This is a genomic window from Streptomyces sp. NPDC059695 (assembly GCF_042733785.1).
Classification (GTDB): Bacteria; Actinomycetota; Actinomycetes; order Streptomycetales; family Streptomycetaceae; genus Streptomyces.
In genome coordinates, this window is the sequence record NZ_JBHWFF010000007.1 from 149,295 (window position 1) to 174,483 (window position 25,189).

Annotated in this window: 29 protein-coding genes and 1 pseudogene; 17 read left to right on the forward strand and 13 right to left on the reverse strand. The window is 70.8% G+C overall.

All coding sequences use genetic code 11. From position 1 onward, the window contains the following. Positions 1-19: 19 nt before the first annotated feature. Complete coding sequence (locus tag ACFV2S_RS11440; protein ID WP_385556480.1) at positions 20-481, reverse strand: hypothetical protein; 462 nt, start codon at positions 479-481, stop codon at positions 20-22. A gap of 1,760 nt (positions 482-2,241) precedes the next feature. Next, entirely contained in the window at positions 2,242-2,805 is a 564-nt protein-coding gene (locus tag ACFV2S_RS11445; protein WP_385556482.1) for a TetR/AcrR family transcriptional regulator, read from the reverse strand. 152 nt (positions 2,806-2,957) lie between these two features. Between ACFV2S_RS11445 and ACFV2S_RS11450 the strand changes: the two genes are divergently transcribed. Further along, the gene (locus ACFV2S_RS11450; RefSeq protein WP_385556484.1) at positions 2,958-4,430 is read left to right on the forward strand and encodes an MFS transporter; all 1,473 of its coding nucleotides are present in this window, start codon (positions 2,958-2,960) and stop codon (positions 4,428-4,430) included. Between the two features lie 380 nt (positions 4,431-4,810). Here the strand turns inward: ACFV2S_RS11450 and ACFV2S_RS11455 are convergent. After that, positions 4,811-5,578, reverse strand: a pseudogene (locus ACFV2S_RS11455) (transposase); the annotation flags it as partial. A gap of 92 nt (positions 5,579-5,670) precedes the next feature. Between ACFV2S_RS11455 and ACFV2S_RS11460 the strand changes: the two are divergent. From ACFV2S_RS11460 to ACFV2S_RS11480, 5 genes are all read left to right on the forward strand, one after another. Beyond that, positions 5,671-5,871, forward strand: coding sequence for a hypothetical protein (locus tag ACFV2S_RS11460; protein WP_385556486.1), 201 nt, complete (start codon positions 5,671-5,673; stop codon positions 5,869-5,871). A 128-nt stretch (positions 5,872-5,999) separates the two neighbouring features. Then, positions 6,000-6,491: a nucleotidyltransferase domain-containing protein gene (locus ACFV2S_RS11465; protein ID WP_385556718.1), complete on the forward strand. Its 492-nt coding sequence runs from the start codon at positions 6,000-6,002 to the stop codon at positions 6,489-6,491. Positions 6,492-7,188: 697 nt separating this feature from the next. Then, a complete protein-coding gene (locus ACFV2S_RS11470) occupies positions 7,189-7,599 on the forward strand; it encodes a hypothetical protein (RefSeq protein ID WP_385556488.1) in 411 nt (136 codons plus the stop codon). Positions 7,600-7,739: 140 nt separating this feature from the next. After that, positions 7,740-8,117 carry a thiol-disulfide oxidoreductase DCC family protein gene (locus tag ACFV2S_RS11475; RefSeq protein WP_385556490.1) on the forward strand — a complete coding sequence of 126 codons (378 nt, stop codon included), beginning with the start codon at positions 7,740-7,742 and terminating at the stop codon, positions 8,115-8,117. Positions 8,118-8,294: 177 nt separating this feature from the next. Beyond that, positions 8,295-9,140 carry a restriction endonuclease gene (locus ACFV2S_RS11480; protein WP_385556492.1) on the forward strand — a complete coding sequence of 282 codons (846 nt, stop codon included), beginning with the start codon at positions 8,295-8,297 and terminating at the stop codon, positions 9,138-9,140. A 117-nt stretch (positions 9,141-9,257) separates the two neighbouring features. On the opposite strand, the gene ACFV2S_RS11485 is transcribed toward ACFV2S_RS11480, so the two are convergent. Next, on the reverse strand, positions 9,258-10,355 hold the full coding sequence (locus tag ACFV2S_RS11485; protein ID WP_385556494.1) for a DUF1152 domain-containing protein: 1,098 nt from the start codon (positions 10,353-10,355) through the stop codon (positions 9,258-9,260). 246 nt (positions 10,356-10,601) lie between these two features. Between ACFV2S_RS11485 and ACFV2S_RS11490 the strand changes: the two genes are divergently transcribed. Further along, positions 10,602-11,996, forward strand: a complete 1,395-nt coding sequence (locus ACFV2S_RS11490) for an STM4012 family radical SAM protein (RefSeq protein ID WP_385556496.1) — start codon at positions 10,602-10,604, stop codon at positions 11,994-11,996. Positions 11,997-12,027: 31 nt separating this feature from the next. Here the strand turns inward: ACFV2S_RS11490 and ACFV2S_RS11495 are convergent, their stop codons facing one another. Continuing rightward, the gene (locus ACFV2S_RS11495; protein ID WP_385556498.1) at positions 12,028-12,951 is read right to left on the reverse strand and encodes a DMT family transporter; all 924 of its coding nucleotides are present in this window, start codon (positions 12,949-12,951) and stop codon (positions 12,028-12,030) included. Positions 12,952-13,306: 355 nt separating this feature from the next. On the opposite strand from ACFV2S_RS11495, the gene ACFV2S_RS11500 reads away from it, so the two are divergent. Genes ACFV2S_RS11500 through ACFV2S_RS11510 form a run of 3 tightly spaced genes read left to right on the forward strand, consistent with a single transcriptional unit; the run spans position 13,307 to position 14,435 of the window. Continuing rightward, positions 13,307-13,720, forward strand: coding sequence for a phage holin family protein (locus ACFV2S_RS11500; protein WP_385556500.1), 414 nt, complete (start codon positions 13,307-13,309; stop codon positions 13,718-13,720). Beyond that, a complete protein-coding gene (locus ACFV2S_RS11505) occupies positions 13,717-14,172 on the forward strand; it encodes a DUF3618 domain-containing protein (protein ID WP_385556502.1) in 456 nt (151 codons plus the stop codon). The genes ACFV2S_RS11500 and ACFV2S_RS11505 overlap by 4 nt, the downstream gene beginning before the upstream one ends. Beyond that, positions 14,169-14,435, forward strand: coding sequence for a DUF4235 domain-containing protein (locus ACFV2S_RS11510; protein WP_385556504.1), 267 nt, complete (start codon positions 14,169-14,171; stop codon positions 14,433-14,435). Before ACFV2S_RS11505 ends, ACFV2S_RS11510 begins: the two co-directional genes overlap by 4 nt. Before the next feature lie 260 nt (positions 14,436-14,695). Here ACFV2S_RS11510 and ACFV2S_RS11515 read toward each other — a convergent pair whose 3' ends face one another. The 5 genes from ACFV2S_RS11515 to ACFV2S_RS11535 form a co-directional block, all read right to left on the reverse strand. Then, positions 14,696-16,300: a multicopper oxidase family protein gene (locus tag ACFV2S_RS11515; protein ID WP_385556506.1), complete on the reverse strand. Its 1,605-nt coding sequence runs from the start codon at positions 16,298-16,300 to the stop codon at positions 14,696-14,698. A gap of 127 nt (positions 16,301-16,427) precedes the next feature. Further along, on the reverse strand, positions 16,428-16,796 hold the full coding sequence (locus ACFV2S_RS11520; protein ID WP_385556508.1) for a hypothetical protein: 369 nt from the start codon (positions 16,794-16,796) through the stop codon (positions 16,428-16,430). A 136-nt stretch (positions 16,797-16,932) separates the two neighbouring features. Beyond that, entirely contained in the window at positions 16,933-17,100 is a 168-nt protein-coding gene (locus tag ACFV2S_RS11525) for a hypothetical protein (protein ID WP_385556510.1), read from the reverse strand. 19 nt (positions 17,101-17,119) lie between these two features. Then, positions 17,120-17,479, reverse strand: coding sequence for a PRC-barrel domain-containing protein (locus ACFV2S_RS11530; RefSeq protein WP_385556512.1), 360 nt, complete (start codon positions 17,477-17,479; stop codon positions 17,120-17,122). A 177-nt stretch (positions 17,480-17,656) separates the two neighbouring features. Beyond that, a complete protein-coding gene (locus ACFV2S_RS11535) occupies positions 17,657-17,878 on the reverse strand; it encodes a hypothetical protein (protein ID WP_383792482.1) in 222 nt (73 codons plus the stop codon). Between the two features lie 189 nt (positions 17,879-18,067). On the opposite strand from ACFV2S_RS11535, the gene ACFV2S_RS11540 reads away from it, so the two are divergent. Next, positions 18,068-18,451, forward strand: coding sequence for a hypothetical protein (locus ACFV2S_RS11540; RefSeq protein ID WP_385556514.1), 384 nt, complete (start codon positions 18,068-18,070; stop codon positions 18,449-18,451). Between the two features lie 67 nt (positions 18,452-18,518). On the opposite strand, the gene ACFV2S_RS11545 is transcribed toward ACFV2S_RS11540, so the two are convergent. Further along, complete coding sequence (locus tag ACFV2S_RS11545; protein ID WP_385556721.1) at positions 18,519-18,806, reverse strand: WhiB family transcriptional regulator; 288 nt, start codon at positions 18,804-18,806, stop codon at positions 18,519-18,521. 854 nt (positions 18,807-19,660) lie between these two features. On the opposite strand from ACFV2S_RS11545, the gene ACFV2S_RS11550 reads away from it, so the two are divergent. Both ACFV2S_RS11550 and ACFV2S_RS11555 read left to right on the forward strand, forming a co-directional pair. After that, positions 19,661-20,674 (forward strand): ATP-binding cassette domain-containing protein, encoded by a 1,014-nt coding sequence (locus ACFV2S_RS11550; protein ID WP_385556516.1) that lies wholly within the window; start codon positions 19,661-19,663, stop codon positions 20,672-20,674. Continuing rightward, positions 20,661-21,464, forward strand: a complete 804-nt coding sequence (locus tag ACFV2S_RS11555) for an ABC transporter permease (protein ID WP_385556518.1) — start codon at positions 20,661-20,663, stop codon at positions 21,462-21,464. Before ACFV2S_RS11550 ends, ACFV2S_RS11555 begins: the two co-directional genes overlap by 14 nt. Positions 21,465-21,533: 69 nt before the next feature. Here ACFV2S_RS11555 and ACFV2S_RS11560 read toward each other — a convergent pair whose 3' ends face one another. Then, complete coding sequence (locus ACFV2S_RS11560; RefSeq protein WP_385556520.1) at positions 21,534-21,938, reverse strand: VOC family protein; 405 nt, start codon at positions 21,936-21,938, stop codon at positions 21,534-21,536. 430 nt (positions 21,939-22,368) lie between these two features. Between ACFV2S_RS11560 and ACFV2S_RS11565 the strand changes: the two genes are divergently transcribed. Next, positions 22,369-22,563: a hypothetical protein gene (locus ACFV2S_RS11565; RefSeq protein WP_385556724.1), complete on the forward strand. Its 195-nt coding sequence runs from the start codon at positions 22,369-22,371 to the stop codon at positions 22,561-22,563. A 121-nt stretch (positions 22,564-22,684) separates the two neighbouring features. Here the strand turns inward: ACFV2S_RS11565 and ACFV2S_RS11570 are convergent, their stop codons facing one another. Beyond that, positions 22,685-23,068 (reverse strand): hypothetical protein, encoded by a 384-nt coding sequence (locus ACFV2S_RS11570; RefSeq protein ID WP_385556522.1) that lies wholly within the window; start codon positions 23,066-23,068, stop codon positions 22,685-22,687. Between the two features lie 331 nt (positions 23,069-23,399). On the opposite strand from ACFV2S_RS11570, the gene ACFV2S_RS11575 reads away from it, so the two are divergent. Genes ACFV2S_RS11575 through ACFV2S_RS11585 form a run of 3 tightly spaced genes read left to right on the forward strand, consistent with a single transcriptional unit; the run spans position 23,400 to position 25,120 of the window. Next, entirely contained in the window at positions 23,400-24,212 is an 813-nt protein-coding gene (locus ACFV2S_RS11575) for an SAM-dependent methyltransferase (protein ID WP_385556524.1), read from the forward strand. Between the two features lie 21 nt (positions 24,213-24,233). Then, the gene (locus tag ACFV2S_RS11580; RefSeq protein WP_385556526.1) at positions 24,234-24,839 is read left to right on the forward strand and encodes a hypothetical protein; all 606 of its coding nucleotides are present in this window, start codon (positions 24,234-24,236) and stop codon (positions 24,837-24,839) included. Between the two features lie 20 nt (positions 24,840-24,859). Next, the gene (locus ACFV2S_RS11585; RefSeq protein ID WP_385556528.1) at positions 24,860-25,120 is read left to right on the forward strand and encodes a hypothetical protein; all 261 of its coding nucleotides are present in this window, start codon (positions 24,860-24,862) and stop codon (positions 25,118-25,120) included. The last annotated feature ends 69 nt before the right edge of the window (positions 25,121-25,189 follow it).

Consider the following 25,189-nt stretch of genomic DNA (forward strand, 5'->3'; position numbering starts at 1 on the left):
TCGTCATCCCGCCGGCTTCCTAAGCGGGCCGACGGGGAGGCAGAGCCGCTCGGGCACGCCAGAAATCCGCGTCGCGAGGGTCGGTGAGCCATCCGATCAGACGCTCAGCACCTGCTTGGAAGGAGCGAGGCAGCGAGGTCTCCTCACCGACAACAAGCCTGAGGGCGTCGACGTCATGGCTGGCGTGATCGGTGTCGCACCAGCAGGCCACGTTCACCGCCGCGTCGACCGCGAGCTGGCCGAAGTCGGTCCACACGACTTGGAGCAGGAACTCCAGCTGATCGCCCCCGTCCGCATGCTCGATGCCGTCCAGGCCAAGCACGATGGGTGTCCACGGCTGCGTGCCCGGGAAGACCACGTGGCGCAGCGCCCACTCCCATTCAGCCTTGTCTCCGTGCGCGCGAGTCGCATCAACTGCGCGGGCGGTTTGTTCCAGGGATTCCACGTCGGCAGGCGACAGGCGGGGGAAGAGCGTGGTCAATGGGACATCGTCGAAGGCGCCTCGCATGAGGCGATCATGCGTTCTCTCCGCCTCCAGCGACAAGGGCCCAGCGGCTCGACCAGCTCGTTGAGCAGTCTCGTTCGACAGGATGTACGTACCCGGAAGACCCGGGCGTTTCCAGAACTCGGTGGAATCACTCTCCTGCGGAACCGGGCGTTCCTAACGCTGAGCATCAGACGTTCCTGAAACTCACCTACAAAGCCACGTCGGCCGTGTTCGACTCGCTGGCGTTCGCACGCGCCCTGCTGCGACCGGGGCGAGGCACGATTCGCGGGGAGAGGTCGGGCAGAGCCGGAGGTCCGACGGGACGCGGGCGTTGTCGCGGTGGGGCGCCCCGCTGCCGCTTCCACGTCAGGGCGTCGAGCCCCGGTAGCCGGGATCGGTCACCGTCGCTGTGTCTCGGCCGATCGGCACTGCGATCACCAGGCTGCGGGACCAGCGGTGCGAGGGCATGGTCCGCTCCGCCGCACACGTCCGCGTCGACTGCCTCTGATCCCCGGACGCGTGTCATCCGGCCGGTCCCCGCACGCCGGGCGAACGGCCGGCCGCCGCTCAGGGACAGGCGGGGCGGCGATTGCCGGAGTGGTGTGTTCCTTCTGTTGGGAGGGGAACAACCGGGTTCCGGAAGCGACGCGCGATGGGGGAGAGAGCGTGGAGACGGACCTTGCCGTTGTGGCGGTCGGATTACTCACCGGCGCGGTGACGGGCTTCGGCCAGGAGACCGCCTCCATGGTCGTCCAGCTCGTGCGCGAGCGCCTGGCCGTGACACCCCAGGGACAGGCCGCACTGGCCGGCGTGGAGGCCGCGCCCGGTGACGAACACGCCCGGCGGGACGCGGAGCTGGTGCTCCGCGCGGAGTTGGGGGCGGACCCCGGGTTCCGGGAGACCCTGGCGGCGCGTCTGAACGTGTCGATGCCCCAGACGCAGATGTCGCACGTGGTGAACGTTCACGGCACGCGGATGCGCTCGAGCCAGATCTCGCTCGGGCCCGTCACGGTCAACAAGCCGAACACGACGGCCGGCCTTCTGGGCCTGGCGGTCGCGCTCGTCGTAGTGGCTGCCCTTCTCGTCTACGGGGTGGTGCAGCTGCTCGGTGAGGCCTCCGGGAACGGTGAGGGGAAGGGCGGCGGCCGGGCGCGGGCGCTGAGCGCAGCCGAGGCGGAACAGATGCTGCCGGGGCTGACGGATCTGTCGGGCGCGTGGGAGACGGAGCAGCCGGTCCACCTCAGGGAGAGCGATGCCAAGTGCCACAACGTCGTGGCCGGGTACGAATCCCAGGACCGGGACGGCTCGGGGTTCAGCGACTTGAAGGTCCGGTACGACACGTACGCCTGCCCGGACACGGCGATCGCGGCCCAGGGCTTCTCCGAGATAACCCAGAACGCGACCAACCCCGGGAGCAGGAAGGAGAGGCCTTTTCCCGGCCGCACGCTGGGGGACCAGAGCGCGGCCAGTACCTATCAAGTCAAGGACGACGATTTGGCGGACCCCAGCCAGGTCGGTTCCCATCTCATGTGGCGGGCCCGAGTCGGGACGGTCCTCATCGAGATGCACTACGGACCGCTCCGCGACGGGGTCGGCTCCGAGAAGCAGGCGGAAGAACTGATACGGCTGATGTGCGACCGGGCCCGGGCGGCGCAGGAACGAGGCTCATCCGCCTCGCGGGCATCGAGGCTCTGCGCCCTGCCTCGCCCGCGACCCGCACCGCGTGAAGGCCGGCCGCGGGGACCGGGGCGAGGTCACAGCATGCGGTCGACCAGCCCGTCGACGTACTCCGGGGTGAGTTCCATGCCGAACAGGACGCGGATGTACATCGGAGCCAGGATGTGGTCCAGCACGTCGAACGCGTCGGGTGCGTCCTCGCCACGGTCGCGGGCACGGTCGAGCAAGGCCTGCAGTTGCCGGGTGCGTTCGGCACGGAGCTCGGCACCAGCCTGGAGGCCCTGCTGGCCACTGCTCGACAGGGCGACGGCCAGGTGCAGCACCGCCGGACCGTCCGGTCCGGTGATCTCGCGGGCCACTTGGGCCGCGTACGTGCGCAGGTCGCCGGCCAGGGTCCCGGTGTCGGGCATCGGCGACTGCGCGTTGAGACGGGTGAGCGCGACGTCGCTGAGCAGGGATTCCAGGTTGCCCCACCGGCGGTAGATGCTGCTGTCGGCCACTCCCGCGCGGGCCGCGACCTCACCGACGGTGAAGTTGCCGTAGCCCCGCTCGCTGATCAGGCCGGTGACGGCCTGGTGCACCTGGGCGCCGACGCGGGCGCTGCGCCCGCCGGGCCGCCGGGCCCGCTGTCCCTCGTTCATGTCCCCACCTTAACGCAGTCGCGACTTGCGTTTGTAAGTCGGCCCTCCCTATAGTCCCCTAACGCAGTCGGTGGCTGCGTTTAGCATGCTCAGGTGTACCGTCGCCCGCGTGAACCGCGGCCCGGGGCGCAGCTGACGACGGAGGGGATCCCATGGCCGTATCGCAAGCGACCGCAGGCAGTCGATCAAGCCGGGCCGTGCTGCTCGCGGTGACCTGCCTCGGTCAGTTCATGGTCCTGCTCGACAACACGATCGTCGGAGCGGCGCTGCCCGACATGCAGCACCGGCTGCACACACAGCTGACCGGGCTGCAATGGATCGTCGACGCGTACGTCCTGCTGGTCGCCATGCTGCTGCTGTCCGGCGGCGTCTTCGCCGACCGGTTCGGCCGCAAACGGGTGTACCTGACGGGCGTGGTGGTGTTCACCGTCGCGTCGGTACTGTGCAGCCTCGCGCCCTCGCTCGGCTGGCTGGTCGCCGGACGGGTTCTGCAGGGCATCGGGGCCGCGGCACTGAGCCCCGCCTCGCTCGCCCTGCTCATCGCCGCCCATCCCGCGCCGCAGGAACGCGTCAAGGCGATCGGGCTGTGGGCCGGATTCAGCGGAATTGGTCTGGCCGCGGGCCCCGTGGCCGGCGGCGTACTGACGGACGCCTTCGGCTGGCCCGCCATCTTCCTGGTCAACCTGCCCCTCGGCGCCGTCCTTCTGCTGGTCGGTTTGCGGAGCCTCGAAGAGACCCGCAACCCGAACGCCCCCGCGATCGACATCCCGGGGACAGTGCTGTCCGTCCTGTGGGTGGGTGCGCTGACCTACGGGCTGATCGAGGGGGGTGCCCGCGGCTGGACGTCGCCGGTGATCCTGGGAAGCTTCGCCGCCGCCGCGGCCCTCCTCGGCGCCTTCCTCGCCGTCGAAGCGCGTCGCTCCGCGCCGATGCTGCCGCTGAGGCTGTTTCGGCAGCGTCTGTTCACCGTGTCCAACACCGCCATGATCGTGGTGGGGTTCGCGCTCATGGGCTCGTCGTTCTTCTTCTCCCAGTTCTTCGTGTACGTGCAGGGCAGCTCGATCCTGCGTGCAGGCCTGCAGACCCTGCCCGTGTCCCTCGCCATGGTCGTCGTCAGCCCTTACGCGGGACGGCTCGCCGCCCGGTACGGCTTCCGCATCGTGGTCACCATCGGCCTGGCGCTGGCCGGCCTGGGACTCCTGGCGCTCGGCACGGTGCACGCCGATACCGGCTACGGCCAGGTGTGGTGGCGGCTGGCAGCCGTCGGCATCGGATTCGCCCTGACGATGTCCCCCCTGACGGGGGCGGCCATCCAGTCGGTCAGCCCGCAGGAAGGCGGCCTCGCGTCGGGGATCAGCAGCACCACCCGGCAGATCGGCGCGGTCCTCGGGGTGGCGCTGCTCGGAGCCGTCGTCCGCACCCGCCAGTCCGGCGGCGCCTCGTTCGAGAACGGCCTCAACACCGCCTTCCTCGCGGCCGGGGCCGTCACACTGGCCACCGCCGCGTTCACCGGCCTGTGGCTCGCGAGGTCCGAACCCGCCGAAGCCCCCGCGACGCCGCAACCTTCCACCGATCCGGACGGGGCCACAGCCCGGGGGCAGGCAGTCACGAGTACCCCGAGCTAGGGACGGCGCGGTGGGCCCGATTGATCGTGGACCGTCTCCATCGTCAAAAGTGGATCTTGAATTGCGAATGACCGCGGTTGATGGGTCGGAGAGAGCTCACGGACGAGCAGTGGGCGGTGCTGGAACCGCTGTTACCGGAGGACGCGAGGGGGGTCCGCCCCACCCCTCTGTCCTCGCCGACGGTTCCGGGTCCGCACCGGCCGCCGTGGCGGGACATCCCCGCCGAGTACGGGCCGTGGGGCCGGATCTACGACCTGTTCCGGCGCCGGCAACGAAACGGCACCTGGCAGCGGATCCTCACCCGGTTCCATCAGCACGCGGCCGGAGATGATCTCCGAGTCATCTCGGCATGGTCGGTTGTCGCGTGGCCCACGCACCGATCCTGCGAGGGCGAGGTTGTGCATCCGGGCGACGCCGAGCATGGGGTGGTGGACGCCATCGCCCTTGAGGTGGCAGTCGCGGAGGATCTTCCAGGTCGTCATGCGGGCGAAGACGTGCTCGACGCGGGCCCGGACCTGCTTGTGGGACTTGTTGTGTTCCTCTTTCCAGGCCGGGAGTTCACTCTGGCCGCGCTGCCGGCGGTGGGGGATGACGAGTTCGGTGCCCGGGTAGCCGCCGTCGGCAATCGTGACGGTGTTGCCGACGGCGGCCTTGGCGCCGGACTCCTCCCACGCCTTGCAGTCGTTGCGGTTCCCGGCGAGCGGCCGGCCGACCACGACGACACGGCGGGTGTCGGCGTCGATGACGACCTGGTGGTTGGTGGAGTACCGGCAGTTCTTCGACCGCTCGGCGATGGTGTGGTCGCGGGTGGGCACCAGGGTGCCGTCCACGATGAGCACGGCGTTCTTCGCGAACCGTCTGCGGGGCTGGAGCGCGAACATCGGCCCGAGGTGGTCGATGATCCGGTCTGCTGCCGACTTCGATACCCCGAATAGCGGCGCGAGCTGTCGCATGGTCAGGTTCGTGCGCCAGTACGCTGCGACCAGCAGTGCCCGGTCATCGAGGGGAAGGCTCCACGGCCGGCCCTTGCGGACCATGTCCGCACCTCCACGCCGCGGCACCGTCGCCAGCCTCCCGAAGGCGCGCGGGCTGAGCCCGGTGAACGGGCCTAGGCAGGACGGCTCCGGCGCCGTGATCACACCAGCCACGCCAAGAACATCCCACCGGTGACCGGTCTTCCCAGGCGGCTGAAGTCATCCCTCACCGGGCCGTCGCACGATCAAGCCGTACGCTCCCCACCATGACGATTGATGTCCTTGCCGAAGACCTCCAGCCGGACGATCTCCTCGAGTTCTCGACCGAGCGCGGCACCCAGATCCTCCGGTTGACCCTCGTGGAGCGGCGCACCAACGGCATCAAGTTCATGGGGCGTAACCGCGAGGGGCAGCTCTACTCCAGCGGTATGAAGTACGGCCAGCTGGCGCGGTGCATCCGGTCGTAGGCCGTCCCGCCGGGCCGCCGGTAGCAGCTACGGGACAGCCCTTAGCTGATCGCTCTCGCATCCCGTTCGGGATTCGCCTCCCAATTCGCTCGCAGAGCAAGGCCGTTGCTTCTAGCGTGCATCAGGTGATGACGGGTGACGACGTGTTGTCTGTGATGGCTCTGCTGAGGCGGGCCGAGGTGGATGTCTGGATCGGCGGAGGATGGGGGATCGACGCGCTGATCGGTGAACAGACACGGAAGCACCGGGACGTGGACTTGATGCATCGGCAGGACCAGGAGGCGACCGTGGTGGCGACCCTGTGCGAGGCGGGCTTCGAGGAGAGTCTGAGCTGGAGGCCGATCCGGTTCGTCGTCACGGCTGCGGACGGTCGGGAGATCGATCTTCATCCTCTCGTCTTCGCCGGCGACGGCTCGGCCGTGCAGGCGTCCCCCGAACCGGAACGTCCTTTCGTGTACCCCTCCACTTGCTTCGTGACCGGCACGATCCAGGGGCGGACCGTCCCGTGTCTCTCCGCTGAGCAGCAGGTCTACTTCCACCAGGGATACGAGCCCTCGGACCGTGACCGGCATGACATGGCGCAGTTGCGCCGGGTCTTCGGGATCGCCACCCGCTTCTGAGGAAGGGCGCCGGGTCTCCGCCGACGCGGCGGACGCCTGGGCTGTCGTCTCGCCGGTGCGGGGGCGCGAGCAGGCGCTGCGCACAACGGCTTCGGGATGCGTGGCAATCATGGTCGCAGGCCGCCACGGGGTCGGCGCCTCGGCCCGGCCCCGGCCGTCTGCGTCATGGAGCAGCACAGGGTTGCCCTCTGCGGGCGGTGACGGAGCGCGGCGGCGTACGACTTCCTCCGTCACTCTGCGACGTCGCGGTGTGGCGGGCGCGTGTCGGAGCGCTACCGGTGCCGAACTGCCGTCGGTGACGCGGACTGCAGGGCCCGGCGGATCGACATCCGCACACTCCAGACCATCAGACGGAGCTCCCACTTCGTCACGCGGATCAGGCTGCGGCGCACGACGGCTCGAGGCGTCCATCGGGAGAGCGCTCTGCGTCTGCTGTGGTGGTGGCCCCGTCCGTTTCTCATGTGACCCTCCTGAAGATCCGCCGGTCGGGCAGTCGCCCGTCGACGAGGCCCGTGGCCCCGGGAATCACACGGGCCTGTGGCTTCGCCTTCTCGATCTGCGAGTGCGCCACCAGTTCGATTCTAAACATTCCGGTGGAATGTCCTGTATCGGCGAATTTTTATGGATGGCCGCCGAGGTGGGGTGACGCATAGGTTCATGTCGTCGCGGCCAGGGCGGACGCGGGCATGGAGGACGAGTGGACGAGGACGAGTGGCTGGCCCGTCATGGTGTTCGACCGGATGAGCGTGGTCTTGACGAGGTGCGCACGCTTCTGGCCGAGCAGATCCGGCTCGAACGCGAGAGCCAAGGGTACGGCGACACGATCCTCATGAGGCTGTGCTGCGTCCAGTTGTTCCTCGCCGCCGCTCTCGAAGACGTCCTCCTGATCTGGAGCGCCAAGACGGCCAGCTGGGACGCCGACTGTTCCATCGACATCGAGCTTCTGTGTGCCGCCGGACTGGAACAGACCAAGGCGTACCTTTCGGGGCTCTCTGCGCCAGAGGGGCAGGCGGCTTTGAAGCGCCTGCTGCACTGTGAGGATGCCGGGTACTTCGACGAATTCTCGCCATCCGGGCAATCTGCTTCGTACCTCGCGTACTACGCGTGACCTCTCACCCGAGAACGCCGGCGGCACGGCGCGCGGTCATGGGGCGGGAGCGGCGCTCAGCCACGCGGTTCCGGCGGGCGGGCCGGCATGCGGCGTCCGGCTGGAGGCGGTCGGGCGTCGCGAAGCGGGATGATGGAGCCATGCGTCCTCGGCCTGTGCTCGTCTACGACGGAGACTGCGGCTTCTGCACGACGTCGGCGAACTTCGCCGAACGGCGGGTGCGGCCCGGGTGTGACATCGTCCCGTGGCAGTTCGCCGACCTCGACGCCCTGGGTGTCACCCGGGAACGTGCCGAGTACGAGGTGCTGTGGGTGCCACCGGCCGGAGCGGTCGAAGGAGGGGCGCGAGCTGTCGCGCGGGCCCTCCTGAGCGCGGGCGGGGTCTGGGCGCCGCTGGGAGCGCTGCTCCTGCTGCCCGGCGTGCGCTGGGTGGCCCGGCACGCGTACCGGCTGATCGCGGTCAACCGTCACCGGCTGCCGGGAGGAACACCGGCCTGCCGGATGCCCCGGCGTCCATGAGGCTCCGAGCGGCCCGTCGCGCCCGTCGGACAGGCCCGAGGAGAACCTCCGGCAGCAGTGCGTTTGGGTGATCCGTTCGGGGTGAGGTGGGCTTCGACCTCGGTGCACAGGAAGCGCGCGTCGGCATGGCATCGCGCGCATCGGGGGAGAGGCACGGAGTCCGAGGAGGGGGACCGTATGGCATCGGTCGATCACAGGGGTGGGAGTGCGGTGCACCGGGAGGGCCCGGCGAGGTCCGCGCGCGACGTGGTGCTCCTGGTGGGGCTCGCGGGCGCGGTGGTCGGTGGTGTGGTCGTGATGCTCAGGGCGGCGCACGCGACCGGTTCGCAGCTGCCGACGGTCCTGGTCGTCCTCGTCCTCCTGCTGGGTGTCGGGGTGGCGCTGAACCGATGGGGCAGGGCCGCCTCAGGCCGTCGGACCTGGGTCCGCGGGGCGGATGCGGAGACGTACGCGGAGGCATACGCGGGGACGGCGTCGGCGGACACGGACTGCCCGACGCTGGAAGTCGGGCAGCTGGAGAGGGCGGTCCTCGACGACGTCACCGTGCCGCTGGAGACCGCCCCGACGGTCGCCGGGCCTGGCGCCCCGCCTGCCCTCGACTCCGAGGCGCTCGACCACCTCGCTGTCGACCCGGACGGTTTCGAGCACACCATCGCCGCGCTGTGCGCCCGGGACGGCTGCTCTCCCGTGGAGGTGGTCGGCGGCGCCGGCGACCTCGGCGCGGACGTGATCGCGACGACGGCCGACGGGAGGCGGGTGGTGCTGCAGTGCAAGCAGTACGGGGAGGACCATCGGGTCAGTTCCCCCGACCTCCAGCGGTTCGGCGGCACCTGTTACGCCGTGCACGAGGCCGACGTGGCCATTCTCGTCACCACCAGCACGTTCACGGAGCCGGCGTTGGAGTACGCGGCGCACTGCGGGATCGTCTGCGTCGACGGCGCCGAGCTGGCGGCCTGGACCGCGTCCACGGCACCGACCCCCTGGGACGGTCACCCGCAGGACGAGCTTCCTGTGGACGGCTGATTCCCTGGGGGCGTACCCCCCAGCGCGCGAGCTGCCTGGGGGAGGCCGGGACAGGGGCGCATGGCGACCCCCGCTGCCGGACGGCTCGGCGCCGCTGGACCCGGTCGCGGGTGTGCCTCAGACCTCCGCCAGCCGCCAGAGAGGCGCCGCCCGTCGGGTCGGCGAGCCCGCGGCCAGGGATCGGTGCAGGGCGTCCGCCTCGGGCGGCGTGAGGTCGAGTTCCTCGGTGATCCTGCGGGTCGTGACGTAGGCGAGGCCCTCGGCGCGAAGGGCACGCTCGAAGGCCAGGTACCGCTCCAGGACGGCAGCGGCTTCCCCGGCCGGGCGCGGCCCGGGCGGTGCGGGGAGTACGGCCGCGCGCTGTCGTTCCCGGGCTATCTCGGAGAAGCCGCACACGGTGTGCGACACCGTCTCGGCGGCCTCCAGGCCGGGGCAGTCGGCGAGGGCCCGCGCGAGCGGGCTGAGCCGGAGTGCCTCGTCGCCGGTGAGCCGGTGCACCTGGTGCGAGGAGTCGTCCAGGAGGACGGGCGCGGGCGCGTCGCGGGTTCCGCAGACGCCGCGTACGCCCCGGGCGGCGGCGACTAGCATCGCTCCGGCTTCGGAGGGGTGCCAGTCGAAGACGGGCAGGACGTCGTCCGTGTCCTCGGGTGCGAGGGCGAACGCCGGCGCGCCGAGCCGGGGCGCCAGAACGGCCCGCGGCACCTCGTTGTCCAAGCCCGGTCCGGCGACGTACACGGTGGTCGGGAGGCCTGCCGCGGCGCATGCGGCCAGGGCCAGCGCGTCTCCGAGGGGGCTGCGCAGCGTCGGTTCGTCGCCGCGCGCGACGATGTCGCCGCCCACGTCCACGAGGTCGACGCGGTCGGCGCCGCACCAGCGGGCCGCCTCCTCGATCTGACGGGCGAGGCCGACCACTCCCTCGTACGGGTCGAGCAGTCCCAGTGCGGGCCGGAGAGCACCGGCCAGCCGGGGGAGCAGCGATCCGGCCGGGGCCCTCGGTGCGGTCCGGGGCGTGACGAGGGTCAGACGGGGTGCGGGGCGGTCCAGCCCGGTGAAGTCGGCCGTACCGCGTGGGCCGGGCACGGGGTCCACGACGAGTCGTTCCCACGCGTAGGTGAGCACCAGGGCCGGTGTGCGCGCGCCGTGCAGCGCGGCGTGCACCAGAGCCGCCGTGATGGCGTCGCCGCCACCCCCCGCGGCGATGAGAAGTCGCTTCATGCCGGACACACAACCCCAGTGACGCGCGGTCCGTCAGGCGTTTCGCACGGCCCGGACCGTCCATCACCCGCGCCCGGGGCGGCATTTCGGGAGGAAGCGCATTCGCCGCGAAAAGTGCGGACGAAGCTCTAGGCCGTGAATCAGATCTTTTGTGGATCACACTACAGAAATCACCTCGCCGGTCACTCTAAGGTGCCGAGCTGACCGCACTTGTGACGAATCCTCAGAAAGCGAGGCGCATCGCCCATGAGCAACCCCGTCATGCTTCCGACCCCGTCCCTTCCCGTCACGACGACCACGGAGGCCGAGACGCCCTACCAGCAGTACGTCTACGCCTACCCGCACCAGAAGGCCTACCGGCTCCTCGACGACGGGCCGCTCCTGAGCGACCTGTGGTCCGGCGAACGCCTCGACGCCCTCTCGCTCTACGTCCACGTCCCCTTCTGTGAGATGAGGTGCGGGTTCTGCAACCTCTTCACCCGTACCGGCGCCCCCGAGGAGGTCACCTCCGCCTTCCTGTCCACCCTCGAACGTCAGGCCCGGGTCACCCGGGAGGCCCTCGACGCCCAGGGCAAGTCCTTACGCTTCACCCTCGCCGCTTTCGGTGGCGGAACCCCCACCTACCTCACGGCCGATGAGCTGACCCGACTCTGCGACATCTCCGAGAACATCATGGGCGCCGACCTGCAGGCGGCGTCCTGGTCGGTCGAGACCTCGCCGGACACGGCCACCGCCGACCGGCTCGCCGTCCTCGCCGAACGCGGTGCGACCCGACTGAGCATCGGTGTGCAGAGCTTCCTCGACGACGAAGTCCGCGCGGCCGTACGGCCGCAGAAGCGCCACGACGTCGAGGCCGCTCTCGGCCGCCTGCGTGACGCCCGCTTCCCCATCCTGAACATCGACCTCATCTACGGCATCGACGGCCAGACCGAACGCACCTTCCAGGTCTCGCTCGACGCCGCCCTGGCCTGGGAACCCGAGGAGATCTACCTCTACCCCCTCTACGTGCGCCCCCTGACCGGGCTCAGCTCCCGGCACGCGGCCGGCCCCGACGAGTGGGACGACCAGCGCCTGCGCCTCTACCGGTTCGGCCGGGACCACCTCCTGTCCGCCGGGTACGAGCAGACGTCCATGCGGGTCTTCCGGCGCCTCGGCACCGCCGCCACCGAGGACGAGGAGGGCAGCAGCATCAACGAGTACAACCAGCAGGCCGGCATGGTCGGCCTCGGTGTCGGTGCCCGCTCCTTCACCACCGGCCTCCACTACACCACCGACTACGCCGTCGCCGTCCCCGAGGTGCGCCGCATCATCGACGACTACATCGCGACCCCGAGCGAGCGCTTCCGCCGTGCCCAGTGGGCCTTCGCCATGAACGACGACGAACGACGCCGGATGTACGTCCTCCAGCACCTCCTCGAATCCTCCGGACTCGACGTCGTCCGCTACGAACGCCACTTCGGCACCCGCTTCGAGAGCGACTTCGCTCCCCAGCTCGACACCCTCCTGGCCCGCAACTGGGTCCGGACGACGGGCACGGTGATGCTGCTGACCCCGGAGGGCATGGCCCGCGCCGACGCCATCGGACCGAGGTTCTTCTCCGACCACGTACGGTCGAACATGAGCAGCTACCAGGACCGGTAGGCCGCCCGGCTCCCCACGGCCCCCGGCTTCCTCACGGCACGGCCTGCTCGGGCCGGGGCTCCCGGGGTTCCCGGGCCTCCGAGTTCTGCCGGGCCGCCCGTGGGCGCGTCGGCAGCGAGACGGCCACCAGGCCACCCAGCAGCAGAACGCCCCCCACGACGGAGAGCGGTCCCGGCCGCTCGCCGAGGAGGGCCACCCCCAGCACGGTCGCCACCAGCGGTTCGGTCAGGCTCAGCGTCCCCACCGTGGCGGCGCTGAGCCGGCCGACGCCCCGCGTGAACAGCAGATAGCCCAGGGCCGTCGTCCCCAGCGCCAGCCACAGCACCAGGGCCGTACCCCGTACCGTGAACAGCCCTTCCGGAGCCAGCAGGAGAGAGGGGGAGACCAGCAGGCCGGCGCCCAGCACGCTCACCGGAGCCGCCGCGTCCAGATCACCGCCCCGTGCCCCCAACTCCTTCGTCGCCACGATGTAGACGCCGAAGGCGGCACCCGCGGCCACCCCGAATACCGCACCCAGGACGTCCGCGCGGCCCTCGCTCCCGGGCAGCAGCAACAGCCCGATCCCGACGACCGCGCACGGCGTCGCCGCCAGCCACCGCTTCGACAGCCGCTCTCCGGACAGCACCAGGCCGCACAGCCCGCTGACGACCGGTACCGTCCCGAACGTCGTCGCCGTCGACAGGGCGGCTCCCGACCGCTCGACGGCCTGCAGGAAGCACACCTGGAACGCGGCCGTCACCAGCACGTTGACCACGACCCACCGCCGCAGCCCGCGCCGGAGCAGCGAGCCCAGCCCGGCCGGCCGCACCATGACCACCGTCAGGACAAGGCCGCCCAGGAGCATGCGGGCCGCGCCCAACGACACCGGGTGGGCCCCGCTCCCGGCCCAGATCTGAGCCGGCCCCACGGTGCCCCACAACACCGCTGCCACCAGCACCGACACCACACCGCTCACGCCGACCCTCCCTAGCCGCAGACGGCGTGAACGTACCGGCCCCGGTGATCTCCCGGCCCTTGGCGGAAGCCATGAGATCGGCGCCACGCCACCGGCGGATACGGCGACTTCGCACCGTACGGCGTGGTTCTCCGCCCGTCGGGCCGTCCCGAGTCCCGTCCCCGAAGCGCACCCGGCTCAGGCGGATGAGCCGTCACTTGCGGGGTACGCGGGCCGTGACAGCGACACACGCACGTGGCGAACGGCCGCCACCCGTACCGCAGCGGGACCGCGAGCGAAGCGGCGCCGCACGGGAGGCGTGAGCGAACGCCGTCGTGGCACGTGACGTACACGTACGAGGAAAGGTGAGGAGCCGATGAGCGCGGTCGGACGGGACCCGGACCACACCGAGGCATCAGTGGGTGACCTCGTCTCACGGGCGTCGCAGCAGATCGCTGAACTCGTCCGTGAGGAGATGCGGCTGGCCCGGGCCGAGATGAGCCGGAAGGGCAGACGGTACGGCGTCGGCGGCGGTCTGTTCGGCGGAGCGGGTCTGCTCGGCCTCCTGGCCGCGCAGGCTCTGGTCGTCGCCCTGATCGCGGCTCTCGCACTCGTTCTCCCGCTGTGGGCCGCGGGCCTGACGGCCGCCGCCCTGCTGGCGGCCGTCGCGGCGCTGACGGCCGCCGTGGGAAGGAGCCAGATCGCCAAGGCCGGTGCTCCCGTGCCGGAGCAGGCCATCGACAGCGTCAGGGCTGACGTGGCCGAGATCAAGGAGGCAGCACACCGATGAACACTCCCTCCCATGACGGAATGGAAACCGCGCCCACGCCGGAGGCGCTGCGCGAGCAGGTCGAGCGCGCCCGGGACGAACTCGGCGTGACGGTGGAGGCGCTGGCGGCCAAGGCCGACGTCAAGGCGCAGGCCAAGGAGAAGGCGGCGGAGATCAAGGAGCAGGCTGTGGTGGTCACGGACCGGATCCGGGAGAAGACGACCCAGGCAGCCCAGTTGGTCAAGGACAGGACGCCGGCTCCGATCCTGGACAAGGCGTCCCATGCGGCGGCGCAGGTCCACGACACCGCGACGCGCGTCGGACGTCTCGCCGTGGAGAGGGCCCCGGACCCGGTCCGAGAGAAGGCCGGTGCCGCCGCGACCCTGGCCCGGGGCAGGCGCGCCCCTCTGCTCGCGGCCGGTGCCGCGCTCGTCGCCGTCCTGCTCGTGCGCCGCGGCCGGAGGCGCCGATGAACGCATCCAAGATCGCCTACAGGCCGGTGGGCCTGGCGCTCGGCGCCGCGAGCGGCCTGGTGGCCGGCATCGCCTTCAGGCAGGCGTGGAAGGCGATGGGCCACGAGGGCGCGGCGCCCGCTCCCACCGAGGAGAGCGGGACCTGGCGGGAGATCCTCGTCTCCGCCGCACTGCAAGGGGCGATCTTCGCGGTCGTCAAGGCGGCTGTGGACCGGGCGGGTGCCACCGGCATCCGGCGTCTGACCGGGACCTGGCCCGGCTGACGGCCCGCGGCGGCGGGGGGCCGCCCCCCCAGTGGCGCCGAGGCCCCACGGCCGGGGCCGGCGGGGGGGGGTTGGACGTCGGGGTGTCTCCGGGGGGTGGGGCCGGGGGGGGGGCCCCCCCCACGGCGGGGTCCCCCGGGCCCGCCCCCGGGCGCCGGCCCGGGGCGGCCCCCCCACCCCCCCCCCCGCCCCCCCTCGCCGCATGTCCGCGGACGGCAGGGGGAGTTGCTCCGGCGGTGTGCAGGACGGAGGGGGAGCCCTCAGGTACGCACGTAGTGGACGGTCTGCATCATGCCGAGGTCCTCATGCTGGAGCTGGTGGCAGTGGGCGATGGCGAGGCCGGTGAAGTCCTCGTACTTGACCAGGAACGTGACGGAGTCTCCGGGACTGCCGCCCGACAGACCGATGGTGTCGTGCCAGACCGGGGGATCGAGCCGCCGGCCGTTGCGGTGGGTGACGAGGACCTGGTTCGTGTGCAGGTGGAACGGATGGCTGTGCGCCGACAGGGTCTCGTCGGTGCGGACGGTCCACCGCTCGACGGCGCCGAGAGGCAGGGTGTGGTTGACGTGGCCGGGATCGAACAGGCCGTAGGCGGGGTCCCGGGTGAGGTCGCCCTGGGGGTCCGCCGCGGGGGTCGGATGGGTCCCCAGGATGCGGAAGGCGTTCGGAAACGCCCCGGAGAAGGCGCCCGGGTCGGTGTGGAAGACCACCTCCCGGTCGGCGTCGGGGTCGCTGATGTCCCGCTCGTCGAGGAACGGCCTGCCCGGGGGCAGCGAGACCGGCAGGCCCATCGGCGGACGCACGGGTTCTCCCGCCACATCGACCGTCATCAGAGGGCCTGCGACGCCGTCGGACCGCAGCTCGTACCGGCCGGGAGCGCCACCTCGGATCAGGACGTCGACGCGGTTGCCCATGGCGAGGTCCACGCGCTCCACGGTGACGGGTGCCGGGAGCGTGACGCCGTCCTGCGCGATCTGGTGCAGCGGGAGGGCGCCGCTGTCCCCGCTGACCCGGAGCCGCAGCGCGGTGAACGCCGTGGCGGCGACCAGCCGCCACCGCTGCACCTCACCGGGCCGCAGCCGGAGGACGGGGTTCACCGCACCGTTGACGGTGAAGGTGGACGGAACCCCCGTCACCCAGGCACCCGAGGTGAAGGCGGGGATCCTGCCGTCCCTGATCTTGAGCTCGTTGATGCACACGACGAGGTCGGCGGCGGCCCTGATCTCGGGGACCAGGTCGACGTCGCCCTCGACGACGATCACCCCGGCCATGCCTCCGACGATCTGCTCGGCGATGGACCCGTGCAGGTGCGGGTGGTACCAGTAGGTGCCGGCGGGATGATCGGCCGGCACGTGGACGGTCGACGTGTACCGGGGCTCCGCGGCACCGGCGGCGGTCTCGTCCTCGGTGCGCGGTGAGAACTCGCGCAGGACGTTGTCGGCGTGCCCGGACGGACAGACGTGCATCCCGTGCGTGTGCAGATTGAAGCTGTTGGGGTGGTGGGGTGTGTTGTGGCCGCCGGTGTGCGGCGGATTGGGCGGCAGACCGTTGACATGCGTCAGACGCAGCACCTGACCGCCGCGCACCCGCAGGGTCGGTCCCGGGATCGTCCCGTTGTAGGTGCGCGTGACGATCCGGCCGTACCCCGGGACGAAGACGTCCGTGTACCGGACGTCCAGCGTCTCGACCACCGCCGACGCGGAACCGGGCACCGGCCGCGAGGCCGACACGGCCGGTTGCGCAAAGGCCACCGGCACCGCCACGGCGGACGGCCGGATCGGCAGCCCGGCCGACGCGACCGCGAGACCTGCGGCGGGGACGGCCTTCAGCACCGCTCGACGGCCGATTCCCTCACCTGACCCCATGGGCGAGGACGGTATGCCAGTGCGCACACATCGCCATGGAAGGCGCTCCGCGCGTGGCAAGGACGCCACTCGACCGGACGTGCGCGACGGAGCGGTGGCTCCCCGGTCCGTTCGGCGAAGCAGACGCTCACTGTCGCTCGTCCATCCGGATGGCACGCCGCAGCTCCTCGGCCGCCTCATGACCCGTGCCTTCGTGCTGCTCCAGCAGCGCCGCGGCGATCGCGTCCAGCTTGCGCTGCACGGCGTGCGAGTCGCGCAGTTCGGCGTTCTTCAGCAGGGCGAGCAGCAGAAGGTTGACCGACGTCATGAGATCGCCGGCGAAGATGAGCCAGGACAGCGGCGGATGTACGAGGTGCAGGACGATCGTGCCGACGACCAGCAGCACGCACAGGACGTAGAACAACGGTGAGCTGGTGACGTTCGACGCCCGATCCGAGAAGGCGGCGAACCAGTCCCGTCCGTTTCCGCCCCGCTCGGCGGGGTGATCAGTGGTCATGCACGTCCTCCTCCTCGTACGTGACCTGGAGCCCAGCGGCCACGGGGCCGGCGGGCGCGCGGGAGCCGCGGCGGTCGAGACGGGAGCCGGGCACTCCGGCAGACCGTGGCGGCGGCGCGCCCCGGTCGCGGCGAAGTCATCGCACGGGACGCCGCCCGGTGCGCCGGAACCGTGCGGCCCCCAGGACCATCGCGGCGACGAAGACGGCCACGCCGACGATCAGGAGATAGAAGAGCCCGTCGGCGACCGCGCCGACGATGCCGAGGACGATCGCCGCGATCACGAGCAGCAGGACCCAGACCATCAGAGCCTCACTCCGCCGGTCAGCGCCGGGCCAGACGTCGCTCGCCGCCGGCCCCGGGCTGGTGCTCCAGTTCGTAGTGCGCGAAGACCTCCGGCTCCTGCTCGGCCGCCAGCACGCCGTCGGTCTCGATCGACGGAGCGTCCTTCACCGTGGACTTGTCGTAGGGGACCCGCAGGTATCCAGGACCGACGGTCGCTTCGCCGATGGGGACGAAGACCAGCCGGTGCCTGGTGGGGAGACCGACGGTGACCGTCGCGAACGAGGGTTCGTCGGTCGCGGTGTCCACGTAGACCGACTCGAGCGTGCCGATCTTCTTCCCGTCCGCGTCCACGACGTCGTGCTCGCGCCATTCCCGAATGTCGGCGATCTGGATCACCATCGGCCTCCGTTCTGCGACGTGACCTCCATCATGTGGCCCGAGGTGACATTCCGCCCGCAGGCAGCCCCGAGTCGGCCCGCTGGCAGCCCTGAGTCCGCCCGCAAGCAGCGCCGAGTCGGCCCGCAGGCAGCCCCGAGGAAGGAGCTGCCCCGAACGGGCAGGTGCGCCTGGCGTCCGTCACCACTCGGGGTGCACGTCATGGCTGTCGAAGCGGGACCCCCTGTCCGTGATCCAGGGCCGGAACCGGCCGGGCCCGGAGTCCTCGTGGGAGTAGGTCACCGGCTCCCCGGTCTCGTCGGTGACGATGACGGCTCCGGTCTTCTGCGCGCAGCGCAGCGCGTGGGTCCAGTGCCGGCCGCGATGGCCGGTGCGGTAGTCGGGGGGCTTGCATGAGGTCATCGCTTCTCACCGCCGTGTGAGGTCGCGTGCCTGCCGTACGTACGGGGGGGCAGGAGACCGATAAGTACTGAACATGCGCAGATACCCCATTTATGAAATTTTGAACATCTGGAGTTCATCGGCTGTCAGGCAGGCGGACTCCGGGTCCACCGCGATCGGTCGTGCAGCGTCGTACAGCCGGAGGAGAAGATGCCGTCATCCGTCTCGGTCCTCCTGTACAGCAGCAACGCCGACACCCGGGCGCAGGTCCGGACGGCCGTCGGCCGTAGCCCCGCGCCCGACATCCCACCGATCTCGTTCGTCGAGTGCGCCACCCTCCCCGCCGTTCTGCTGACCCTGGAAGCGAGCCGTATCGACGCCTGCGTGCTGGACGGAGAATCCACTCCGGCCGGCGGCATGGGGGTGTGCCGGCAGATCAAGAACGAGGTCTTCCAGTGCCCGCCCGTTCTGCTCCTGATGGGACGGCCCCAGGATGCCTGGCTGGCCACCTGGAGCCTCGCGGACGCGGTGATCACCCTGCCCCCGGACCCGGTGGAGATGGCGGCATCCCTCGCCGCGCTGCTGCGCACGTGAGGCCGGTGCAGGGCGCTTCAGGCTGAGGCGGCGCGCGTGAGGCCGAGGCCGTGCGCGTCGGGCCGCGTCAGGCCGTGCGGGGTGCGGCGACAGCGTCGTCCTCGCCGCTCTGTCGCCGGGCCGTGTCCAGGAGCCTGGCCCAGGACCGCACCGTCGGGCGACGCTTCAGCAGCCCCCGGCGCTCTCGCTCCGTCATGCCGCCCCAGACACCGTGTTCCACCCGGTGGTCCAGCGCGTAGGCGAGGCACGAGGCCTGCACGGGACAGCCGGTGCACAGTGCCTTCGCGCGGTTCTGGGCCGCGCCCTCGACGAAGAGCTCGTCCGCCTGCGCCGTCCGGCACAGCCCCGACGACATCCAGATCGTGTCCACGCGTCCCCCGGCATTCGTTCGCCCGCTCGGTGATGTTCGACTGGGCAGGCACGCTACGGAGGCAAGTGCCGCAGGTCTACGGCTTGTCCCACCGTTCGCCCTATCGGGTGATCTGGGAGGGGAGGTCCACGGGCCGATCCCCGCCGGATCGGGCCGTCGTGGGGCCGAACGCCGAGGAGCCCCGGCCGTGTCAGGCCGGGGCTCCTCGTAGGCCCGCACCCACCACTGGTGCGAGCCGGTGTTCACCTGCCGGGGCCGACGGATAGGGGATGTCCGAGGCCCGGCGAGTGAGCGGGTCCCATCCGCTCCCCGTCCGCATGCCCCCGATGCCCGAGCCCATGCACCCCGTACCGCTCTGAAAAGAGGCAGGTGTGAGGTGCGGTGCCGTGGGCAGGCGGGGGGTGACGCCGCCGGCCACGGACACCCCCCGAGCCGTGGACGGCGGCGACGGTCGGTGCGTGCGCCACCCGCGGTTCTCCCCTTCCCGCGGGTGGCGCCGCCCCCCCCGCTTCAGGCTTCAGGGGGTTCCAGGGCGCGAGGACACGTGAGGGCCGTGCAGGCCCGAGGTCGTCCAGGCGGACGGCTGCGTCGGGTACGAGGATCAGCTCCGGTTCGGTCAGGGCTCGGGTTCACCGGCTGGTCGCCGCGAGCGCTGAAACCGCCCGGCCCAGGCACGCAGAGCAGTGAGCACGTCCGTCACGAAACGGACGGCGCCTCGTAGGATCCCTCTCGTCAGGCCCGTATGCCGACCGGCAGACGCTCGACCGATCCGGCGTGCATCCGTGCCGTGGTCTCCCGGCGAACCACTGGGTGCGGCGCCTACGCAAGGGAGCCTGCCTGTGACCTCGTCCGACATCGCGATCTCCGCACAAGGCGTCGTGCGACGGTTCGGCGACCTCGTCGCGGTCGACGACGTCGACGTCGCCGTACGAGCCGGTGAGATCTACGGCTTCCTCGGACCCAACGGGGCCGGCAAGTCGACCCTCACCCGAGTGCTCTGCACACTGATCAACCCTTCGGCCGGCCACGCGGCCGTCGCCGGCTTCGACGTCACCACGCAGGCGGAACAGGTGCGACTGCGTGTCGGAGTCGCTCTGCAGGAAGCAGCGCTGGACGACCGGCAGACCGGCCTCGAGATGCTTCACCTGCAGGGCCGCTTCTACGGCCTGTCGCGTCCGGCCACCAGGGCCAGGGTCGCCGAACTCATGGAGCTGGTCGACATCGGTGACGCCCTGGGGCGGCGGGTCGGCACCTACTCGGGCGGTATGAAACGCCGGCTCGACCTGGCTCTGGCCCTCGTGCACGACCCCGAGGTGCTCTTCCTGGACGAGCCGACCACCGGGCTCGATCCGGTGAGCCGGTCGCGCGTCTGGCAGGAGGTACGCCGACTCAACACCGAGCTCGGCATGACCGTCTTCCTCACCACGCAGTACCTGGAAGAGGCCGACGCGCTCGCCCACAGGGTCGGCATCATCAATCGAGGCAGACTGGTCGCCGAAGGAACCCCGGCGGAACTCAAGCGCGACATCGGTACCGACGTGGTGATCGTGACGTTCGAGGGGTCCGTCGCCGAGGCCCGGAGCGTGCTGGACCGGCTCGACGTCGTCCAGCGCGTCGACCCCCGGGGCCAGACCCTCACCGTGAGCGTCTCCGACGGCCCCTCCGCGATCAGCCCGGTGGCCGTCGCACTGGCCGGCGCACCCGGCATCGTCGTACAGGAGATCTCCCTGCGCCGACCGACCCTGGACGACGTCTTCCTCTCCGTCACCGGCGAACGCATCACCACCCTCGGAACCGCCGCCGGCCCATCCGACCCCACCCGTACTCGCGGGAGCACCGATGACCACCGCTAGTCACGCCGGGGCGCGCATCGCACCGCACCGCGCCGGCTTCTTCCGGGACCTGACCTCCGTGGCCATCCGGGCGCTGCGCTCCATCCCCCGCGACCTGGAAACCGTCATTCCCGCCCTCATCGTCCCCGTCTTCTTCTTCGTCGTGAACGTCGGAGCCCTCGAACCGGTCGCCGAGAGCACGGGCATCACCGACTTCCGAGCCTTCCAACTCCCTGTCGCCATCGTCTTCGCCGTCACGGGAATCTCACGGGCCAGCGGACTCGTCACGGACATCAGCAGCGGCTACTTCGACCGGCTGCTGCTCACCCCTCTGCGACGGCCCGCCCTGCTGCTCGGCCTCATGGTCGCCGACCTCGCCCTCGTCATGGCGCTGTGCATCCCGGTCCTGATCCTGGGTGTCGCGGTCGGCGTCCGCTTCAGCTCCGGGCTCCTCGGCGCGCTCGTCTTCGTCGTGATCGCCGGACTCTGGGGCCTGGCCTTCACCGGCTTCCCGTATGCCATCGCGCTGCGTACCGGCAGCCCCGGGGCGGTCAACTCGTCCTTCCTGCTGTTCTTTCCGTTCGCCTTCCTCACCACCTCGTTCCTGCCCGAGCAGGCCCTCAGCGGCTGGCTCGCCACCATCGCCGACTACAACCCCGTGACCTACCTCCTGGCGGCCCTGCGCTCGCTCCTGAGCTCCGGATGGGTCTGGGACGACCTCTGGCCCGGGCTCCTGGCCATCCTGGGCGTGGGCGCCTTCAGCTTCGTCCTGGCGTTCACCGCTCTGCGCGGCCGCGTCTCACGCGGCTGAGCGCACGCGCGAGGCCGGGGGAGCGGCGGCTGCCCCCCCGCCTCGTCCGCTCTCCGCACGGATACCTGCCTAGGGCCGTCCCGGAGCGTACGTACCGAAGCTCCACTCGTGGCCTTCCGGATCGAGCACGCGGGCCCGCGTACTGCCCCACTCCGTCTCCTCGGGAGGAAACACGGACCGCCCGCCGGCCCGTACCGCGCGCTCGTGCAGTGAGGCGACGTCGGGGGTGGAGAGATAGATTCCGGCCCCGGTCGACCACCCCTTGAGCGCGGGGACGTCGTAGTCCGCGTCCGCACTCGCGACCATCACCACGGCGTGGCCCATGCGAAGCTCGGCATGCAGGACGCGACCGTTCTCGGCCTCCTGCCGCGCCAAGGTGACGAACCCCAAGGCCTCCAGCCAGCTGATACCCGCGGGAGCGTCGGAGTAGCTGAGGTATGCGTGAAGGGCGGTGCCTTCCTCTTCTTCGTCCATGGCTCGGCTCCTGCGTCTCGGGGGAGGCTGAGAGTCCCCGGATCGATGCATCCGCGCACGCCGGAGTCCGCTGCGCGCACGCCGAGGATCCGCGGATGCAGCCGTCGACTGCTCTTCCTGGCTCCTCCCCAGGCCGGATGCACCACCACGTGGCGGCCTCCGGTCCACGACGGTGAAGCGTGATGCCGCTCCACCGGCACCGCGCACCTGGAGCCCTCGCCGGACCGGCGGGCTCTGCGCGTGGTCCGCCGGCGCTCTGGGACTCCCCGCGCGCCCATGAGACACCCGTGGTCGCCGTCGAGGCCGTCGCTCAACCGCCCGGGCGGGTGCGCCGGATGCCGGCCATCAACTGGGGGCCGCTGTGGCGGCGTACAGGTGTGCGGTGGAGGTGCGGGGGCATGCGGACGGCATCGACGGAGAGGAGCTCCTCATGCTCGGCGCGGTCGCCGCCCTACTGTTCTTCATTTCCTTCCTGATCAACGCCGCGGACATCGGCACCAACGACGTGTTCACGTCGACGAACGTGATGCTGCTCGGGCTCACGGCCCTGGCCCTGCACCTCGCGGGCGTGGGAGCCGGCGGGTCTCACCACACCTCCAGACGCAGGCCCTGGTCCCGTTCCTGACCGGGACCCAGCCGTCGGCGTCCCGTGTGAACGGACCGCCGGCGGCATCCGGTCCACACCGGCGGCTCCAAAGCCGGAGGGGCGAGCACCCGGACGGTGCTCGCCCACGGTCTCCCCGGGATCAACGGCCCTTGGAGGTCTCGGCCTTGTGGAGTCGCGCCGCCCAGACCACGAGCGGGACCTGGAGGGGGAGCCTGGCCAGCGCGGCGGCCCGGAGCGGGGCGGGCCGGTGGCGCCAGTCGTACGCCATCTTCACGTTCGCCGGGAACACGGCGGTGAACAGCCCTGCCGCGGCCAGCGCGCCCGTGCCGCGCGTCCGCGGGTGGGCGACTGCCGCGCCGACGGCGATCTCCGCGAGCCCGCTCAGACGGGTCCACGTCCGCGGCGAACCGGGCAGGGCCCGTGGCACGATCGCATCGAACTGTCGTGGAGCGACGAAGTGAGCCACGCCGGCCCCGATCAGCAGACCACTGAGCAGTCGAGCGGACGTCGTGGTATCAGCCATGCCGTGTCTCCCTCACCGATGGGCGCGCCCCGTGCGGGCTCCTGCAAGTTACCCGATAGTAAGGAGTGGTGTGGAGGACGGGGCAGGTCGGGACTGCCCCGATCCTGTCCGGGGTGAGCGACGGCCTGTCCGCGCAACCCCGGCTCATCTCACGCGCAGGACGAGGCCGCCCGCGCGACGGACGCGGCACCACGGGGCGAGGTCCATGCGAACACCCGGTCAGAGCCATCGAAGTCGCACCGCCATCACACGACCGGGGGACAGTCTGCGGGGGCCACAGGATGAAAGGCTGCTGACCGACAGGGATTGTCGACACTGCCTGTGAGGCTTCATGTCCGGAACGCCGTCCTCCATCGACCCGACCAAGCCCAGCATCGCCCGCGTGTATGACGCCTTCCTCAACGGCACCGACAACTACGAGGTGGACCGCGAAGTGGTCCGGGGCGTGATGAAGGCCGCCCCCGAAGCAGCGGACCTGGCAGTGGAGAACCGCGCCTTCCTGATCCGCGCCTGCCGGTTCCTGGCCGGCCAGGCGGGTGTCACCCAGTTCCTGGACTGTGGCTCGGGCCTTCCGACCGCGGAGAACACCCACCAGGTGGTGCAGCGCGTCGACGTGGACTCACGCGTCGTCTACGTCGACAACGACCCCATGGTGCTCGCTCACAGCCGCGCACTGCTGGAGGGGAGTCGGACCGCCGTCGTCGTCTCCGAGGACATCTTCGAGCCGGAGCGGCTGCTCGCGAACGAGGTCGTGCGCTCCCACCTGGACTGGGACAAGCCGATCGCCCTGCTGCACATGGGCACGCTGCACCACTACAACGGCGAGACGACCCGTACGCGCAAGGACATCATGCGGGCGTACGTCGATGCTCTTCCTTCCGGTTCCTACGTGGCGCTCAGCCATTTCCTGGACCCGGAGGACGAGTACAGCGAGACCGCCCGAATGATGGAGAACATGTTCCTTCACAGCATGATGGGCAGCGGAACCTTCTCGACCGCGGACGAGTTGACGGGCCTGTTCGACGGTCTGGAGATGGTCGACCCGGGACTGGTGCGCTGCGCCGACTGGCGGCGGGACGATCCCCAGACCGTGCAGAACGCGGCCCAGCGGTGCATCGCCGGTGGCGTCGCCCGCAAGCCGTAAGGCGTGAGCTGTGAGCCGATCGTGCTGATGGCCGAGTCCGGTTTGCAGCACGCCATGGTCATACCCACCGTGCCGACGCCGACCGGGGTGCACCCTGTCGGCGTCGTGTCGCTGTCCCTCGAGGAAGTCTCCCGTCCGGATCCATGGGTCCCGGAGGTGCCGACGCGCGAGCTGGGCGTGGGTGCGTACCGTACTGAGCACGTCCGACGCGACGGAGGCATACGAGACTGCGGCCACCACCTTTCCGGACGGCCGGGTGCCGCCTTCGCGCTCGGCCATGGGTTCGTCCGCACCGCCGAGTTCTGGCGGAAGGTGAAGACCGGACGCGCCCGCGACGTCTCCTTCGTGCTCGACGAACTGTTCGGCAGTAAACCGCCGTGGGCAGGCGCTGTCGCGCTGGCCCCTGACCGGATCGGCATGGCCGGGCATTCCGCGGGCGGAGCGGCCACGATCGCGGCGATGGTCGCGGACGCGCGCATACGTGCGGGCTGCGATGTGGACGGCAGCACCGACCCTCTGATTCCGGACACCGGCCTGGGCCGTTCCTGTTCCTCGGCCGGGACGGCCAGTACTCTCCCGGCGACGGATCCGCTGCGGACACCTGGGCCCGGGACTGGCCACTCCTGACCGACTGGAAGCGCTGGCTGGTGGTGGCGGGCGCCAAGCATCCGTCCTTCACCGACCTCGGCCTCCTGGCCGATCAGCTCGGACTGCCACTGGGCGCGAGCACTTCGGGGCTGCGCACCATGGAGATCACCCGCACCTACCTGCGCGCCTTCTTCGACGAGCACGTACGCGACGTCCGGGGGACACCGTTCGACCGTCTGCACGCGGAGCACCCCGAAGTGCGATCCTGCCTGCCGCTCGACCGCCCGCCACGGATCACGAGCGGGCCGGGTGCTCCCTGAAGGGAGCCTCCGGCCCGCTCGGGCGATCTGGAGACGATCACTGCGGCCTGGAGAGGATCACTGCGATCT